Raw genomic sequence first — 14,747 nt, forward strand, 5'->3', positions numbered from 1 at the left:
CACCTGTGACAGGTCCGCTACTTGGCGGACGCCGTGAGGTCGCCCCGCCGGGGCGACGCGAAGCCCTCCAGGTCCATCCGGGTCAGCCCGGTCGCCCTGGCCACCTCGGCGATGTCGAGCGCGCCGCAGTCCAGGCCGCGTAGCAGGTAGCCGCTGAGGGCCTTGGCGGTGGCGGGCTCGTCCATGACGTCGCCGCCGGCGTGGCTGGCGTAGCGGGCGAGGCGCGCGGCGGCCTGTTCGAAGCCCTCGCGGTAGAAGGCGAAGACGGCCGCGTAGCGGGTGGGGATGTGGCCGGGGTGCATGTCCCAGCCCTGGTAGTACGCGCGGGACAACGCCCTCCGGGTGAGGCCGTAGTGCAGGCGCCAGGCGTCGTGGACCTTCGCCGTCGGGCCCACCGGCAGCACGTTCGTCGAGCCGTCCGAGACACGTACGCCCGTCCCCGCCGCGGCGACCTGCATGATCGCTTTGGCGTGGTCGGCGGCCGGGTGGTCGCTGGCCTGGTAGGCGGCGGAGACGCCGAGGCAGGCGCTGTAGTCGAAGGTGCCGTAGTGCAGGCCGGTGGCGCGGCCCTCGGCGGCCTGGATCATGCGGGCGACGGTGGCGGTGCCGTCGGTGGCGAGGATGGACTGGCTGGTCTCGATCTGGATCTCGAAGCCGATCCGGCCCGGCTCCAGCCCGCGCGCCTTCTCGAAGGCCTCCAGGAGGCGCACCATCGCGGTGACCTGCTCGGCGTACGTGACCTTGGGGAGTGTCAGGACCAGGCCGTCCGGCAGCCCTCCGGCCTCCATGAGCCCGGTCAGGAAGATGTCGAGGGTGCGGATGCCCCGGTCGCGTACCGGCGCCTCCATGCACTTCATACGGATGCCCATGTACGGCGCCGCCGTGCCGTTCTCGTACGCCTCGGCGATCAGGCGGGCCGCGCGGGCGGCGGCCTCGTCCTCCTCGGCGTCGGGGCGGGGGCCGTAGCCGTCCTCGAAGTCGACGCGCAGGTCCTCGATGGGCTCGCGCTCCAACTTGGCCCGCACGCGCGCGTGGACGGGCTCCGCGAGGTCGTCGGAGAGGCCGAGGACGGCGGCGAAGGAGGCCGCGTCGGGGGCATGCTCGTCGAGGGCGGCCAGTGCCCGGTCGCCCCAGGTGCGGATCGTGTCGGCGGCGAAGACGTCACCGGGGACGTAGACCGTGTGGACGGGCTGGCGGGTGCCGGGGTCGCCGGGGTAGCGGCGTTCCAGTTCGGCGTCGACCGGTACCAGGGAAGCGCTGATCTCCTCGCTGACCGCGCCCCCTAGGCTCGTCGCCACCTTCTCCTGCTCGCCCTGACCCATCCCACACCCTCCAGTTTTCCGCACTACGGAATCAACAATCCGTAGAGCGAAGTTATCCATGGAGCTTCCCGCCGGTCAACACCCTGTCCACGCCGTGAACCCGCCGTGTTCACTGCTGTCCCCGGGCCCTCTTCCGTCCAGCGCCTCGCCCCTTCATCCTGACTCCCAAGGGGAGGGGACGCACATGTCGACTGTCATGACGGTCACCCGCCGCGCGGGGCTGAGCACGCTGGTGGCGGCCGCCATCGCCCTGCCACTGATCGGAACCGTACGCTCCGGCACCGTCCGGAAGGAGATCCGCCTGCTGGACGTCATGACGTTCAACCTGCGCTACGCCGACACCACCGAACCCAACAGCTGGAAGGTCCGCCGCCCGGTGATGCGCGACCTGCTGCTCCGCGCGGCCCCCGACATCATCGGCACCCAGGAGGGCCTCTACGCGCAGCTCCAGGACATCAGGCAGGACCTCCCGCACTACGACTGGATCGGCGGCGGTCGCAAGGGCGGCAGCTTCGACGAGGAGACGGCGATCTTCTACGACACCCGCCGCCTCGCCCCCGTCGAGTACGACCAGTTCTGGCTCTCCGACACGCCCGCCGTGATCGGGTCGAACACCTGGGGCGCCGCCCACCCGCGCATCGCCACCTGGATCCGTTTCCGCGATCTCGGGGACGACGGACGGGAGTTCTACGTCCTCAACACCCATCTGGACAACGCGAGTCAGTACGCACGCGAGCGTGCCGCCTCGCTCATCGCCGAACGCCTCGCCCACCTGGACGGCTCCCTGCCGCTCGTGGTGACCGGCGACTTCAACACCGCCGCGTACACCACCTCGGTCTACTCCACGATGCTGGGCGCCGGCCCGGGCCTCAGGGACACCTGGGACGCGGCGGCCGCGCGCGGGCAGCTCTACGGCAGCTTCCACGGCTACCGCGCGCTCGTGCCGGAAGGTCCCCGCATCGACTGGATCCTGGTCTCCCCGGGAGTCACCGTGCGCCGGACGGCTCTCAACACCTTCTCCGAGAACAGCCAGTTCCCGAGCGATCACCTGCCCGTGCAGTCGACCATCACCCTGGGATGAACGAAGGCTCCCGCGACCACATGGGTCACGGGAGCCTCGTACAACCTCAAAAGCATCAGCCCTTGCGGGAGTTGACCTCTTCGGTGAGCTGCGGGACGACGTCGAAGAGGTCGCCGACGACGCCGTAGTCGACGAGGTCGAAGATCGGGGCCTCGGCGTCCTTGTTGACGGCGACGATCGTCTTCGAGGTCTGCATGCCCGCGCGGTGCTGGATCGCGCCGGAGATGCCGTTGGCGATGTAGAGCTGCGGGGAGACGCTCTTGCCGGTCTGGCCGACCTGGTTGGAGTGCGGGTACCAGCCGGCGTCCACGGCGGCGCGGGAGGCGCCGACGGCCGCGCCGAGGGAGTCGGCGAGGGCCTCGATGATCGCGAAGTTGTCCGCGCCGTTCACCCCGCGGCCGCCGGAGACGACGATCGCGGCCTCGGTCAGCTCCGGGCGGCCGGTCGATGCGCGCGGGGTGCGCGCGGTGACCTTGGTGCCGGTGGCCTTGTCGGAGAAGGTGACCGCGAGGGCCTCGACGGTGCCGGCGGCCGGGGCGGCCTCCACGGCGGCCGAGTTCGGCTTCACGGTGATGACCGGGGTGCCCTTGGAGACACGGGTCTTGGTGGTGAAGGAGGCGGCGAACACCGACTGCGTCGCGACCGGGCCCTCGTCACCGGCCTCCAGGTCGGTGGCGTCGGTGATGATGCCGGAGCCGATGCGCACCGCGAGGCGGGCGGCGATCTCCTTGCCCTCGGCGGAGGACGGCACCAGGACGGCGGCCGGGGAGACGGCCTCGTAGGCGGCCTGGAGGGCGTCCACCTTCGGTACGACGAGGTAGTCGGCGTACTCGGCGGCGTCGTGGGTGAGGACCTTCACCGCGCCGTGCTCGGCGAGCGCGGCGGCGGTGTTCTCGGCACCCGCGCCGAGGGCGACCGCGACGGGCTCGCCGATACGGCGGGCCAGGGTCAGCAGCTCCAGGGTGGGCTTGCGGACGGCGCCGTCCACGTGGTCGACGTAGACGAGAACTTCAGCCATGGGAATGGTCTCCTGCGTGCGTGCGAAGTCTGAGGGGCGGTAAGCGAGTTGGGCCTTGAGCCTTGGGGCGAGCGGCACCGGGGGCGTGCCTGCACTCCCCCGGTGCCGCTCAGATGAACTTCTGGCCCGCGAGGAACTCGGCGAGCTGCTTGCCGCCCTCGCCCTCGTCCTTGACGATCGTGCCGGCGGTGCGCGCGGGGCGCTGGGCCGCGGAGTCGACGGCGGTCCAGGCGCCTTCGAGGCCGACCTCGTCGGTGTCGATCTCCAGGTCGGAGAGGTCCCAGGCCTGAACCGGCTTCTTCTTGGCGGCCATGATGCCCTTGAAGGACGGGTAACGCGCCTCGCCCGACTGGTCGGTGACCGACACGACGGCCGGCAGGGAGGCCTCCAGCTGCTCGGAGGCGGTGTCGCCGTCACGGCGGCCCTTGACGACGCCGTCCGCCACGGAGACCTCGGAGAGCAGCGTGACCTGCGGGACGCCCAGGCGCTCGGCCAGCAGGGCGGGGATCACACCGGCGGTGCCGTCGGTCGACGCCATACCGGAGACGACCAGGTCGAAGCCGGCCTTCTCGATCGCCTTGGCGAGCACCAGGGAGGTGCCGATGGCGTCGGTGCCGTGCAGGTCGTCGTCCTCGACGTGGATCGCCTTGTCGGCACCCATGGACAGCGCCTTGCGCAGGGCGTCCTTGGCGTCCTCCGGGCCCACGGTCAGGACGGTGATCTCCACGTCGTCGTCCGAGTTCTCGGAGATCTGCAGCGCCTGCTCGACCGCGTACTCGTCGAGCTCGGAGAGCAGACCGTCCACGTCGTCCCGGTCGACGGTCAGGTCATCGGCGAAGTGCCGGTCGCCAGTGGCGTCGGGCACGTACTTCACAGTGACAACGATCCTCAAGCTCACGCCGGCTCTCCTACTGCATCGTCATTTTCGGCTGCCTACTTCCAGGCAGCATAGGCGCCCTGAACGGCCGTTCCCGGTGGGGGCGACCGGTGCTCCGAGCGAAATATTACTCGCCAGTACGCACTCCTACGCTCCCCCAGGGGGTGCCCGCTAAGCAAGCGCTTTGAACTGTGACCTGTGCAACGCAGCGTAATCGGAACTCGACGCTTCCGCAGGGTGGCCCGTCACCCACCCGGAGTGGCCTCAGTCACGCAGCCCGTTGAAGCGCCCCTGGTGATAGAGGAGCGGGCGGCCGGAGCCCGCGTGGTCGCCGAGGACGACCTCGGCCAGCACGATGCGGTGGTCCCCCGCGGGCACGCGCGCGACGACCCGGCACACCAGCCAGGCGAGCACACCGTCGAGGACCGGGACGCCCTCGGGGCCCTCGCGCCAGACGGTGGGCGTCCCGAACCGGTCGGCGCCGCTGCGGGCAAAGGTGGCGGCCAACTGCTCCTGGTGCTCGCCGAGTATGTGGACGCCGACATGGTCGGCCCCGGATATCGCGGGCCAGCTGGACGCACCGGTGCTGATCCCGAAGGACAGCATCGGCGGCTGCGCGGAGACGGAGCTGAGCGAGGTGGCGGTGAAGCCGACCGGGCCGTTCTCACCGCGCGCGGTGATCACCGCCACACCGGCCGCGTGCTGCCTGAAGACGGAACGCAGCAGGTCGGGAGAGGCGTGCTGAGGAGTACGGGTGCCGAGGTCGGGCGTGGCCGTCATGGACGTGTCCTTCTGCGGAGGGGACGAGCTGGGTCCGTGGCTGCTCAACAGCCCGGACAGCGCGCGCTCGCGGTGCGGGCCAGGTCGACGTGCACCCGCCCGTAGAGAAGGAGTTCCGAAGGCATACAGTCAGGCTGACGATAGGTGGTGCGCACAGTCAAGTACGTTCCGACATATGGGAGATGACTCACCGTCGTCCTCACGACCGTCAGACCGCCTCCCCCAGAGCCGCGATGACATCCGCCTTGCGGGGGAGGCCGGTGGCACGCCGTACGACCCGCCCGTCGGCGTCGAGAACCAGCACGGTGGGGGTCTTCAGGATGTCGAGTTCGCGTACGAGGTCCAGATGGTCCTCGGCGTCGATCTCGATGTGGCTCACGCCGGGGACCATGCCGGCCACCTCGCCCAGCACCCGGCGCGTGGCCCGGCAGGGCGCGCAGAAGGCACTGGAGAACTGCACCAGGGTGGCCTTCTCGCCGAGGTCGCCGCCCAGCTCGGCGGCGCCGAGCCGTTTTCCGCCGTCGCGCCCACGCACGCGCACTCTCCCGCTCCGCCGCCGATGCAGCACTCCGTAGGCGCTCGCCGCCGCGAGCACCACCACGCACACCACAAGTCCGCTCATCGACCCTTCCAGCGTTCACGAGACTGCAAAGATTCCCGGCACCACGAATCCTTCCCCTTGCGGAATCCTTGATTCATGGACATCGACGTAAGAGGACCGCGCTTCGGGGCGGCCCTGACGACCGTGGTACTGGCGGTCGTGCTGATCACCGGCAGCTTCTGGCTGCTGGCCTGGCAGACCCTGGCGTTCGCGCTGGGCGCGGCGGGCGGCGTGGGCCGTTCGCCGTACGGCTGGCTGTTCCGGAAGGCCGTACGGCCGCGGATCGGGCCGCCGACCGAGTTCGAGTCGCCGGAGCCGCCGCGGTTCGCCCAGGCGGTCGGGCTGGTCTTCGCCGGGGTGGGACTGGTCGGTTTCGGCCTGGGTCCCGACTGGCTCGGGCTGGCGGCCACCGGGGCCGCGCTGGCGGCCGCGTTCCTCAATGCCGCGTTCGGGTACTGCCTGGGGTGCGAGATGTACCTGCTCGTGCGTCGAGTGACAGTTCGCGCACAGTAAAGGAAAGTTAAAAGGCCGAGGTGGATCAAGCGATGGACGTGACGAGGATCTCGCCGTTCTGCGGCACGAGGACTGGCCAGTCGTACGTTCTTGGGGCACGATCTGCGCAATGCCGTAAACCTACGGCTGCGTAACTTTCCCGCCCGGAGAACCCCTTCCAGGCAGAGAGAAGGGTCCACCCCGTCCATGGCTGAGCTTGTCTACCGCCCCGTCATCGGTCTCGCCCAAACGCTGTTCAAGGCATGGGACCTCAAGATCGACTGCAAGGGGTCGGAGAACATTCCGCGCTCGGGCGGCGCTGTGCTGGTCAGCAACCACATCAGCTACCTGGACTTCATCTTCGACGGCCTGGCCGCCCTGCCGCAGAAGCGCCTCGTGCGCTTCATGGCGAAGGAGTCGGTGTTCCGGCACAAGATCTCCGGTCCGCTGATGCGCGGCATGAAGCACATCCCGGTGGACCGCAAGCAGGGCGAGACGGCCTACCAGCACGCACTGGATTCGCTGCGGTCCGGTGAGATCGTCGGCGTCTTCCCCGAGGCGACGATCTCCCAGTCCTTCACCCTGAAGAGCTTCAAGTCCGGTGCCGCACGCATGGCCCAGGAGGCCGGCGTCCCGCTGATCCCGATGGCGCTGTGGGGTACCCAGCGCCTGTGGACCAAGGGCCACCCGAAGAACTTCAAGCGCAGCCACACCCCGATCACGATCCGGGTCGGCGAGCCGGTGGAGGCCCCGCAGGACCAGTACGCGGGCGCGATCACCCGCCGCCTGCGCGAGCGCATCCAGGAACTCCTCGAAGCCGCCCAACGCGCCTATCCGGTACGGCCCAACGGCCCGGACGACACCTGGTGGATGCCGGCCCATCTCGGCGGCACGGCCCCGACCCCGGAAGAGGTCAAGGCGGCCGAGGCTCGCTGAATCGTCACGCCGGGGCGTGGACGGTGATCCGCGCCCCGGGGCTGAACTTCTCCAGCAGCTCGGCCAGTTCGGCGCCCGCGCGCTCGACCTCGGCGACGGGCATCGGCGCCAGACTCTCCAACAGGAAGACGGCGGAGGTCGTTTCCTCCGTGAGCCTGGCGCGCGGCCCCTGCCGCCAGTTCCAGCGGCGGCACGTGACACCGGCCGCGTCACACCACACCACCTCGCCCGCGTCGGGATGTTCGACGACCTCCTCACCGCCCGCGACGGTCACGAACTCCTCGTCCCCGACGGCCCGTTGGAGGGTCATCGCACCCTGGATGCGGTCGGTGTCCTCACCGCCCACAGGGATCAAGTGGGCGACGCTGATGGCGTTGTAGAGGTCGACCAGCACATTGATCCGGGGCAACCCGCCCTCGGAAAGCGCCCTCTTGGCCAGCGCCTCCGCCGAGTTGCGCGTCCGCGACGGCTTCGACCCGAACGCCGTGTACACCTCCCGCCAGGCCACCATGTGCGGATCCTCGTGCGGGGCACGCCCGTCCAGTCGTACGGCGAGACGGCGGGCCGCGTCGTCGAGGAGCGCCGAACTCGCTTCGGTGCTCGGCCCGTTGACCAGTCCAGTCGCCTCGATCGCGACATGGGTGAACCCGGGCGCGAGAGCGCGGACTTCGTCGGACACGGTGAGCGTGAGCGTCATGACTTGCCTCAGAGTGCGGTCGGGAGCGTCTGCCACAGGTGCTCCCGGTCGGGGGCGGTCTTGAGAGCGCTCAGCACGACCGGGTGCGGTTCAGCGTACAGGACCGGATAGTCCAGCTCATTGAACTCGGGATCGGGTACGAAGGCCAGCCGCTCCCCGTCGAGCGAGAACTGGGCGTCCACGCCCGGCTTGTTGCCGCGCGGATCCTGCCGATGCCAGGCCCCGTTGAAGCGCACGGCGACCAGCCCGTGCACCACGTCGAACTTCTGGTAGCAGAGCGCCGTAGGAATGTCCTCGGCGCGCAGCAGCGCGGCCAGCGCGTGCGCCTTGGCGTAGCAGATGCCGGTGCCCTGCTCCAGGACGTCGGAGGCCCGCCAGGTGACGCGCGGGTCGCCGGAGTCCTGCGAGTGGGGAATGCCGTCCCGTACGAACTCGAACGCCAGCCGTGCATAGCCATACGAGTCGGCGGCACTTCTGGCCAGCCGCGCGGCCGTCTCCCGTACGAGGGGATGGTCGTGGTCGATGGCCTCGTCGGCGGCCAAGTAGGCGGACAGGTCGGGGGTGTTCTGGATCAGCTCCATGGCTGCAGAGCATAGGAAAGCGATCACCCGAGAGTCAATGACTTTTCAGGTGACTGCATATCTATGCACAACACGACCCGCCTCCGAGCCGACGTCGGGCCTAGCGGGCCATCTCCTCCTTGAGCGCCGCCACGAACGCGTCCACGTCGTCCTCGGTCGTGTCGAAGCCGCACATCCAGCGGACGTCGCCGGCGGACTCGTCCCAGAAGTAGAAGCGGAAGCGCTTCTGAAGGCGTTCGCTCACGTCGTGCGGGAGGCGGGCGAAGACGCCGTTGGCCTGCACCGGGTAGAGGATCTCCACGCCGTGTATCGCGCGGACGCCCTCGGCGAGGCGCTGGGCCATCTCGTTGGCGTGGCGGGCGTTGCGCAGCCACAGGTCCTTGGCGAGCAGCGCCTCCAACTGCACTGAGACGAAGCGCATCTTGGAGGCGAGCTGCATGGACAGCTTGCGCAGGTGCTTCATGTGGCTGACGGCGTCCTGGTTGATGACGACGACCGCCTCGCCGAAGATCGCGCCGTTCTTCGTCCCGCCCAGGGAGAGGATGTCGACGCCGACCGCGTTGGTGAACGTCCGCATGGGGACGTCGAGTGAGGCCGCCGCGTTGGCTATGCGGGAGCCGTCGAGGTGGACCTTCATGCCGTGCGCGTGGGCGTGGTCGCAGATCGCGCGGATCTCGTCGGGGGTGTAGAGGGTGCCGAGTTCGGTGCTCTGGGTGATCGAGACGACCTGCGGCATCGCGCGATGTTCGTCGTCCCAGCCGTAGGCCTGCTGGTCGATCAGTTCGGGCGTGAGCTTGCCGTCGGGGGTGGGCACCGTGAGGAGTTTCAGGCCGCCCATGCGTTCGGGGGCGCCGCCCTCGTCGACGTTGATGTGGGCGCTCTCGGCGCAGATGACCGCGCCCCAGCGGTCGGTGACCGCCTGGAGAGCGACGACGTTCGCGCCGGTGCCGTTGAAGACCGGAAAGGCCTCGGCCGTGGCGCCGAAGTGGCTGCGGATGATGCCCTGGAGGTGGTCGGTGTAGTCGTCCTCGCCGTAGGCGACCTGGTGGCCGCCGTTGGCGAGGGCGAGGGCGGCGAGCACCTCGGGGTGGGCGCCGGCGTAGTTGTCGCTGGCGAAGCCGCGGATCTCCGGGTCGTGATGGCGACGGGCGTCGGTCTTCGGAGGGTTCACGGCTTCTCGGTCAGCCACAGACGGTTTCCGTTCACTTCGGTGGCGGGCTTGTCCCAGACGCCGACGATGGCCTCGGCGAGGTCCTTGACGTCGGTGAAGCCCGCGAACTTCGCGTTGGGTCGCTCGGCGCGCATCGCGTCGTGCACGAGCGCCTTCACCACCATGACCGCGGCCGCGGAGCTGGGCCCGTCCTCGCCGCCGGCCTTGCGGTAGCCGTCGGCCATGGCGAGCGTCCACGCCTCGGCGGCGGCCTTCGAGGCGGAGTACGCCGCGTTGCCGGCCGTGGGCTTGCTCGCGCCCGCCGCGCTGATCAGCAGATAGCGCCCGCGGTCGCTGCGCTCCAGGCCGTCGTAGAAGGCCAGGGAGGTGTGCTGGACGGTGCGGATGAGGAGCTTCTCCAGCAGGTCCCAGTCGGCGAGGTCGGTGTCGGCGAAGGACGCGCTGCCGCGCCAGCCGCCGACGAGGTGGACCAGGCCGTCGACACGGCCGAAGTCCTTCTCGATGTGCTCGGCCCAGTCGCGGGTCGCCTGCGGGTCGAGCAGGTCGACGGTGTCCCCGACGACGGTCGCGCCGCCGTGCGCGTAGCGGGCCGCGTCCACGGCCTCCGCCAGGCGTTCGGGATGCGCGTCCGCGCCGACGACGGTCGCGCCGGCCTCGGCCAGCCGCAGCAGCACGGCCCGGCCCGCGGGCCCGCCCGCTCCGGCCACCGCGATCACCGCGCCGTTGAGCGCCCCGTTCCCCATGGTCCTCGCCTCCTGAGCCACTTCTGTCGTGCGGTCGCTCACGCGGCGACCTGCTCGGCGCTCTCCACGCGGATGCCCTTGGTCGAGGCGATCACGTTCTTGAGCTTCTTGGAGAGTGCCTCATAGAACATGCTCAGCGGAAACTCGTCCGGAAGCACGTCATCCACGAGTTTCCGCGGCGGCTGGGTCAGGTCCAGGGCGTCGGGGCCCTTGGCCCACTTGGAGCCCGGGTGCGGGGCGAGATAGGTCGCGACCAGGTCGTAGGCCTTGAACCAGTGGACGAGCTTGGGGCGGTCGATGCCCGCGCGGTAGAGGTCCTCGATCTCGGCGCACAGCTGGTTGGTGACCTCGGGAGCACGCTGCCAGTCGATGTGCAGCTTGTTGTCGGTCCAGCGGACGACGTCGTGCTTGTGCAGGTAGGCGAAGAGGAGCTGGCCGCCGAGCCCGTCGTAGTTGCGCACGCGCTCGCCGGTGACCGGGAAGCGGAACATGCGGTCGCAGAGGACCGCGTACTGCACGTCACGCGCCTGCGGGACGCCGTCGGCCTCCAGCTTCACGGCCTCCTTGAAGGCGGTGAGGTCGCAGCGCAGCTCTTCGAGGCCGTACATCCAGAACGGCTGGCGCTGCTTGATCATGAACGGGTCGAAGGGCAGGTCGCCGTGGCTGTGCGTGCGGTCGTGGACCATGTCCCACAGGACGAAGGCATCCTCGCAACGCTTCTGGTCGTCGACCATCGTGGCGACGTCCTCGGGCAGTCGCATGCCCAGGATGTCCACGGCGGCCTCGGTGACCCGGCGGAAGCGGGCGGCCTCGCGGTCGCAGAAGATGCCGCCCCAGGAGAACCGTTCCGGCGCCTGCCGTACGGCGATGGTCTCCGGGAAGAGCACGGCCGAGTTGGTGTCGTAGCCGGAGGTGAAGTCCTCGAAGGTGATCCCGCAGAACAGCGGGTTGTCGTAGCGGGTCGCCTCCAGCTCGGCCAGCCAGTCGGGCCAGACCATGCGCAGGACGACCGCTTCGAGGTTGCGGTCCGGGTTGCCGTTCTGCGTGTACATCGGGAAGACGACCAGGTGCTGGAGTCCGTCCCGGCGGTTCGCGGCGGGCTGGAAGGCCAGCAGCGAGTCGAGGAAGTCGGGCACCTGGAAACCGTCGTAGGCCCACTGCCCCAGATCCCTGACCAGTGCGGCGTGATAGGCCGCGTCGTGCGGGAGCAGCGGGGAGAGCTCCTCGACGGCGCCCGTCACGCGGCGCATGGCGGACTCGGCCTCCGTGCGGCCCGGGGCACCCTCGGCGTCGAAGTCGATCGAGCCGTCCTTCGACTGCCATGGCCGGATCCGCTCCACGGCGTCCTTGAGCACGGGCCATGCCGGATGCTCCACCACCCTGGTCACGGGAGGAAGCCGCTCCTCAAAACCCACCTGCACAAGAATTTCCGTCATGTCCCATCCTCCACGGGAGAACCTCGCGTATGGACACCGTATGCGTTCGGGGTTTCCTCTAGCAAGGCAAGGCTCCGCAAATTATCCTGCACCCCCCGTTCGTCACCGCTCTTTTTCCTGCCGGACACAAAGAAGGCGATTACTTCCGCTGTGGCGGGGTAGGCGGGTCGGCGCCTGCGATCAAGGGCCACCGAGGGCCGGTTTCGGTCAATGCCCGCCGGACTCGCCCACGGCAGAGTGACGGCGGCGCGCAGTACGCTCCAGATACACCCCGGCCGTCACCCCCAATCCCCCGTGTAAGCGCGGGTACATCGCCGGGCCCGGCCATTAGGCTGCGGCTCTGCCGCGTGGACGCCGGTGTCCGGCCGCGCCCACGCGCGCGTGCCGAGCCGCCGTCGACGGAAGCGAGTTGAACCTTGAACTTCCTTACCATCGGTCACCGCGGAGTCATGGGTCTCGAACCCGAGAACACTCTCCGTTCCTTCGTCGCCGCCGAGCAGGCCGGCCTCGATGTCATCGAACTCGATCTGCATCTGAGCAAGGACGGCGCCCTCGTCGTCATGCACGACGCCGACGTGGACCGTACGACCGACGGGACCGGTCCGATCGCCGAGCGGACCCTCGGCGAGCTGCGCACCCTGGACGCGGGCCGCGGCGAGCGCGTCCCGACCTTCGAAGAGGTCCTGGACGCGGTCAAGTCGCCGGTCCAGGCCGAGATCAAGGACCTGGCGGCGGCGCGGGCGCTGGCCGAGGTCATGCACCGGCGGAACCTCATCGAGCGGGTCGAGGTGTCCTCGTTCCACGACGAGGCGATCGCCGAGATCGCCCGCCTGGTGCCCGGCGTACGGACCGCGCTGATCGCCAGCCGCTTCGGCCCCGACGTGGTGGAACGCGCCACCGAGGCCGGTGCCGAGACGGTCTGCCTCAACATCCGCCGGCTGACCCTGGAGGTCGTCGAGGCCGCCCGCAAGGCGGACCTGAAGATCATCGGCTGGGTGGTGAACACACAGGACCAGCTGCGGCTCGTACGGGCCCTGGGTCTGGACGGCGCAACCACTGACTACCCGGAGATCAAACGCACGGGCCGCTTCACGGCGTAGCGGACCGAACGGCCTTAGGAATCAAGCGAGCTCCTTGACCAGCAGCTCGAACTGCAGGTCGTCGCGCTGCGGAATGCCGAACCGCTCGTCGCCGTACGGGAACGGGGTCATCCGGCCCGTACGGCGATAGCCGCGGCGCTCGTACCAGGCGATGAGGTCGTTCCGTACGGAGATCACGGTCATGTGCATCTCCCGCACACCCCAGGTCTCCCGGGCCGTGCGCTCCGCCTCGGCGATGATGACCTTGCCGAGGCCGCCCCCCTGGAGCTGCGGGCTGACGGCGAACATCCCGAAGTAGGCGTGCGCGCCCCGGTGTTCGAGCTGGCAACAGGCGACCACGCTTCCCTCGCGCTCGACGATGAGCAGTCGGCTGTCGGGCGACTTGATGACCGCCAGCACGCCCTCGGGATCGGTGCGCTGCCCTTCGAGGATGTCCGCCTCGGTGGTCCAGCCGGCCCGGCTGTCGTCACCCCGATAGGCCGACTCGATCAGCACGACGAGGGCCTCCGCATCGGCATCGGTGGCGTCGCGGAAGGTCAGTCCGGTGGCGGCGGTGTCCATGGTGCACAACTCCGATCAGGGCGCGGCTCAGGCAGAGACGAGGGTAACGCGGGCCCGGGGACTAGGCTGCGGCCGCATGGTGCACGTACTGAGCAGCCGCATCCTGCTGCGTCCCACCGATCCCGAACGCTCCCGCGCCTTCTACGGCGAGCGGCTGGCCCTGCCCGTCTACCGAGAGTTCGGTACAGGTGCGGGACGCGGAACCGTCTACTTCCTCGGCGGCGGCTTCCTGGAGGTCTCCGGCCGCTCCGACACCCCGCCCTCCCCCGCCGTACAGCTGTGGTTGCAGGTCGCGGACGCGGGCGCCGCGCACGAGGAGCTGCGGGCGAAGGGGGTCGAGATCGTGCGGCCACCGGTGAAGGAGCCCTGGGGGCTGGTGGAGATGTGGATCTCGGACCCGGACGGGACACGGATCGTACTGGTGGAGGTACCGGCTGATCATCCGCTGAGGTACCGGCCGGGGATGTAGGTCTACGACGACCACGGCGCCGTTTCCACGCCGGATGGCCGGGGCTGCTGCCCGGGCTTAGCGTGCTGGGAGGGGAGCTTTCTGCGGAAGGAACGCCATGAAGCTCGACAGGCCGGTGACCGGTGGGCCCTGCTGGACCGAGCTCGGGACCAGTGATCTGGAGGGCGCCAAGCGGTTCTACTCGGACGTGTTCGGCTGGCGTCCGGAGACCGATCCCCGGCCGGAGGCAGGCGGTTACACGGTCGCGCACATCGGTGACGCTCCGGTCGCCGCGCTGACGCCGCTGTTCCAGGAGTCGCAACCCGTGGCGTGGAACGTGTCGTTCGCGGTTGCGGACTCCGACGCGACGGCGGAGAAGGTCCGCGCGGCCGGCGGAACCCTGCTGATGGAGCCGATCGACGTGTTCGACATCGGGCGCTTCGCGGTCGCCCTCGACCCGGGCGGCGCCGCGTTCCAGATGTGGCAGGCGCGGACCTTCCCGGGCGCCGGGCTGTTCAACGCGCCCGGCGCGCTGGGCTGGGTGGAGTTGCTGACACGGGCGCCCGAGCGGGCCGAGAGCTTCTACACGACCGTGTTCGGCTGGACCGTCCGCCCCTCGGAGCACTACCCGCAATGGGGCATCGACGGCGCCGACTTCGGCGGCATGATGACGATGGACGCGAAGTTCCCACCGGAGGTGCCTCCGCACTGGCTGCCGTACTTCTCCGTAGCCGACGTCGACGCCACCGCCGCATCGGCTACGGCGGCGGGCGGCACGGTCCTGATGGAGCCGACGTCCATCGGCGACGTGCGGCGGATCGCGGTGCTACGGGATCCGCAGGGGGCGATGTTCGGGGTGTATGCGGCGGGTGACGAGGACCACTGAGCCACCCACCCGCGTCC

At 69.6% G+C, this 14,747-nt stretch carries 17 protein-coding genes; 6 read left to right on the forward strand and 11 right to left on the reverse strand.

What is annotated here, in order from left to right:
- Positions 1-17 precede the first annotated feature (17 nt).
- Entirely contained in the window at positions 18-1,322 is a 1,305-nt protein-coding gene (locus tag OG496_RS08770) for a DUF6986 family protein (protein ID WP_405970306.1), read from the reverse strand.
- Positions 1,323-1,506: 184 nt separating this feature from the next.
- Between OG496_RS08770 and OG496_RS08775 the strand changes: the two genes are divergently transcribed.
- Positions 1,507-2,403, forward strand: a complete 897-nt coding sequence (locus OG496_RS08775; protein WP_405970307.1) for an endonuclease/exonuclease/phosphatase family protein — start codon at positions 1,507-1,509, stop codon at positions 2,401-2,403.
- A gap of 55 nt (positions 2,404-2,458) precedes the next feature.
- Here the strand turns inward: OG496_RS08775 and OG496_RS08780 are convergent, their stop codons facing one another.
- The 4 genes from OG496_RS08780 to OG496_RS08795 all read right to left on the reverse strand — a co-directional run bounded on the left by OG496_RS08780 (position 2,459) and on the right by OG496_RS08795 (position 5,700).
- Positions 2,459-3,421, reverse strand: coding sequence for an electron transfer flavoprotein subunit alpha/FixB family protein (locus OG496_RS08780; protein ID WP_366495311.1), 963 nt, complete (start codon positions 3,419-3,421; stop codon positions 2,459-2,461).
- 109 nt (positions 3,422-3,530) lie between these two features.
- Positions 3,531-4,319, reverse strand: a complete 789-nt coding sequence (locus OG496_RS08785; protein WP_266868343.1) for an electron transfer flavoprotein subunit beta/FixA family protein — start codon at positions 4,317-4,319, stop codon at positions 3,531-3,533.
- 243 nt (positions 4,320-4,562) lie between these two features.
- On the reverse strand, positions 4,563-5,078 hold the full coding sequence (locus OG496_RS08790) for a flavin reductase family protein (protein WP_399392552.1): 516 nt from the start codon (positions 5,076-5,078) through the stop codon (positions 4,563-4,565).
- Positions 5,079-5,286: 208 nt separating this feature from the next.
- Positions 5,287-5,700, reverse strand: coding sequence for a thioredoxin family protein (locus tag OG496_RS08795; protein ID WP_318014728.1), 414 nt, complete (start codon positions 5,698-5,700; stop codon positions 5,287-5,289).
- 75 nt (positions 5,701-5,775) lie between these two features.
- Here OG496_RS08795 and OG496_RS08800 point away from each other — a divergent pair, with 75 nt between their 5' ends.
- On the forward strand, positions 5,776-6,192 hold the full coding sequence (locus tag OG496_RS08800) for a DUF4395 domain-containing protein (protein ID WP_328684979.1): 417 nt from the start codon (positions 5,776-5,778) through the stop codon (positions 6,190-6,192).
- Positions 6,193-6,378: 186 nt separating this feature from the next.
- The gene (locus tag OG496_RS08805; RefSeq protein WP_318014729.1) at positions 6,379-7,107 is read left to right on the forward strand and encodes a lysophospholipid acyltransferase family protein; all 729 of its coding nucleotides are present in this window, start codon (positions 6,379-6,381) and stop codon (positions 7,105-7,107) included.
- A 4-nt stretch (positions 7,108-7,111) separates the two neighbouring features.
- On the opposite strand, the gene OG496_RS08810 is transcribed toward OG496_RS08805, so the two are convergent.
- From OG496_RS08810 to OG496_RS08830, 5 genes are all read right to left on the reverse strand, one after another.
- Positions 7,112-7,804, reverse strand: coding sequence for a B3/4 domain-containing protein (locus OG496_RS08810; RefSeq protein WP_405970308.1), 693 nt, complete (start codon positions 7,802-7,804; stop codon positions 7,112-7,114).
- Positions 7,805-7,812: 8 nt separating this feature from the next.
- A complete protein-coding gene (locus OG496_RS08815) occupies positions 7,813-8,385 on the reverse strand; it encodes a transglutaminase domain-containing protein (protein ID WP_366495317.1) in 573 nt (190 codons plus the stop codon).
- A gap of 100 nt (positions 8,386-8,485) precedes the next feature.
- Positions 8,486-9,556, reverse strand: coding sequence for a threonine aldolase family protein (locus tag OG496_RS08820; protein WP_405970309.1), 1,071 nt, complete (start codon positions 9,554-9,556; stop codon positions 8,486-8,488).
- Positions 9,553-10,299: an SDR family NAD(P)-dependent oxidoreductase gene (locus OG496_RS08825; protein ID WP_399392540.1), complete on the reverse strand. Its 747-nt coding sequence runs from the start codon at positions 10,297-10,299 to the stop codon at positions 9,553-9,555. Before OG496_RS08825 ends, OG496_RS08820 begins: the two co-directional genes overlap by 4 nt.
- 38 nt (positions 10,300-10,337) lie before the next feature.
- The gene (locus OG496_RS08830; RefSeq protein WP_405970310.1) at positions 10,338-11,735 is read right to left on the reverse strand and encodes a DUF6421 family protein; all 1,398 of its coding nucleotides are present in this window, start codon (positions 11,733-11,735) and stop codon (positions 10,338-10,340) included.
- Positions 11,736-12,151: 416 nt separating this feature from the next.
- On the opposite strand from OG496_RS08830, the gene OG496_RS08835 reads away from it, so the two are divergent.
- Positions 12,152-12,835 carry a glycerophosphodiester phosphodiesterase gene (locus tag OG496_RS08835; protein WP_405970311.1) on the forward strand — a complete coding sequence of 228 codons (684 nt, stop codon included), beginning with the start codon at positions 12,152-12,154 and terminating at the stop codon, positions 12,833-12,835.
- Positions 12,836-12,856: 21 nt separating this feature from the next.
- Here OG496_RS08835 and OG496_RS08840 read toward each other — a convergent pair whose 3' ends face one another.
- Positions 12,857-13,396: a GNAT family N-acetyltransferase gene (locus OG496_RS08840; protein WP_405970312.1), complete on the reverse strand. Its 540-nt coding sequence runs from the start codon at positions 13,394-13,396 to the stop codon at positions 12,857-12,859.
- A 76-nt stretch (positions 13,397-13,472) separates the two neighbouring features.
- On the opposite strand from OG496_RS08840, the gene OG496_RS08845 reads away from it, so the two are divergent.
- Positions 13,473-13,865 (forward strand): VOC family protein, encoded by a 393-nt coding sequence (locus OG496_RS08845; RefSeq protein ID WP_405970313.1) that lies wholly within the window; start codon positions 13,473-13,475, stop codon positions 13,863-13,865.
- A 97-nt stretch (positions 13,866-13,962) separates the two neighbouring features.
- Positions 13,963-14,730 carry a VOC family protein gene (locus OG496_RS08850; RefSeq protein ID WP_405970314.1) on the forward strand — a complete coding sequence of 256 codons (768 nt, stop codon included), beginning with the start codon at positions 13,963-13,965 and terminating at the stop codon, positions 14,728-14,730.
- Positions 14,731-14,747 lie beyond the last annotated feature (17 nt).

It is taken from the genome of Streptomyces sp. NBC_00988 (genome assembly GCF_045162645.1).
Classification (GTDB): Bacteria; Actinomycetota; Actinomycetes; order Streptomycetales; family Streptomycetaceae; genus Streptomyces.

What these genes read in the sequence shown, in the direction of transcription:
- OG496_RS08770 (WP_405970306.1), bottom strand. Translation starts at nt 1,322, where the DNA reads ATGGGTCAGGGCGAGCAGGAGAAGGTGGCGACGAGCCTAGGGGGCGCG.
- OG496_RS08775 (WP_405970307.1), top strand. Translation starts at nt 1,507, where the DNA reads ATGTCGACTGTCATGACGGTCACCCGCCGCGCGGGGCTGAGCACGCTG.
- OG496_RS08780 (WP_366495311.1), bottom strand. Translation starts at nt 3,421, where the DNA reads ATGGCTGAAGTTCTCGTCTACGTCGACCACGTGGACGGCGCCGTCCGC.
- OG496_RS08790 (WP_399392552.1), bottom strand. Translation starts at nt 5,078, where the DNA reads ATGACGGCCACGCCCGACCTCGGCACCCGTACTCCTCAGCACGCCTCT.
- OG496_RS08795 (WP_318014728.1), bottom strand. Translation starts at nt 5,700, where the DNA reads ATGAGCGGACTTGTGGTGTGCGTGGTGGTGCTCGCGGCGGCGAGCGCC.
- OG496_RS08800 (WP_328684979.1), top strand. Translation starts at nt 5,776, where the DNA reads ATGGACATCGACGTAAGAGGACCGCGCTTCGGGGCGGCCCTGACGACC.
- OG496_RS08805 (WP_318014729.1), top strand. Translation starts at nt 6,379, where the DNA reads ATGGCTGAGCTTGTCTACCGCCCCGTCATCGGTCTCGCCCAAACGCTG.
- OG496_RS08810 (WP_405970308.1), bottom strand. Translation starts at nt 7,804, where the DNA reads ATGACGCTCACGCTCACCGTGTCCGACGAAGTCCGCGCTCTCGCGCCC.
- OG496_RS08815 (WP_366495317.1), bottom strand. Translation starts at nt 8,385, where the DNA reads ATGGAGCTGATCCAGAACACCCCCGACCTGTCCGCCTACTTGGCCGCC.
- OG496_RS08825 (WP_399392540.1), bottom strand. Translation starts at nt 10,299, where the DNA reads ATGGGGAACGGGGCGCTCAACGGCGCGGTGATCGCGGTGGCCGGAGCG.
- OG496_RS08830 (WP_405970310.1), bottom strand. Translation starts at nt 11,735, where the DNA reads ATGACGGAAATTCTTGTGCAGGTGGGTTTTGAGGAGCGGCTTCCTCCC.
- OG496_RS08840 (WP_405970312.1), bottom strand. Translation starts at nt 13,396, where the DNA reads ATGGACACCGCCGCCACCGGACTGACCTTCCGCGACGCCACCGATGCC.
- OG496_RS08845 (WP_405970313.1), top strand. Translation starts at nt 13,473, where the DNA reads ATGGTGCACGTACTGAGCAGCCGCATCCTGCTGCGTCCCACCGATCCC.
- OG496_RS08850 (WP_405970314.1), top strand. Translation starts at nt 13,963, where the DNA reads ATGAAGCTCGACAGGCCGGTGACCGGTGGGCCCTGCTGGACCGAGCTC.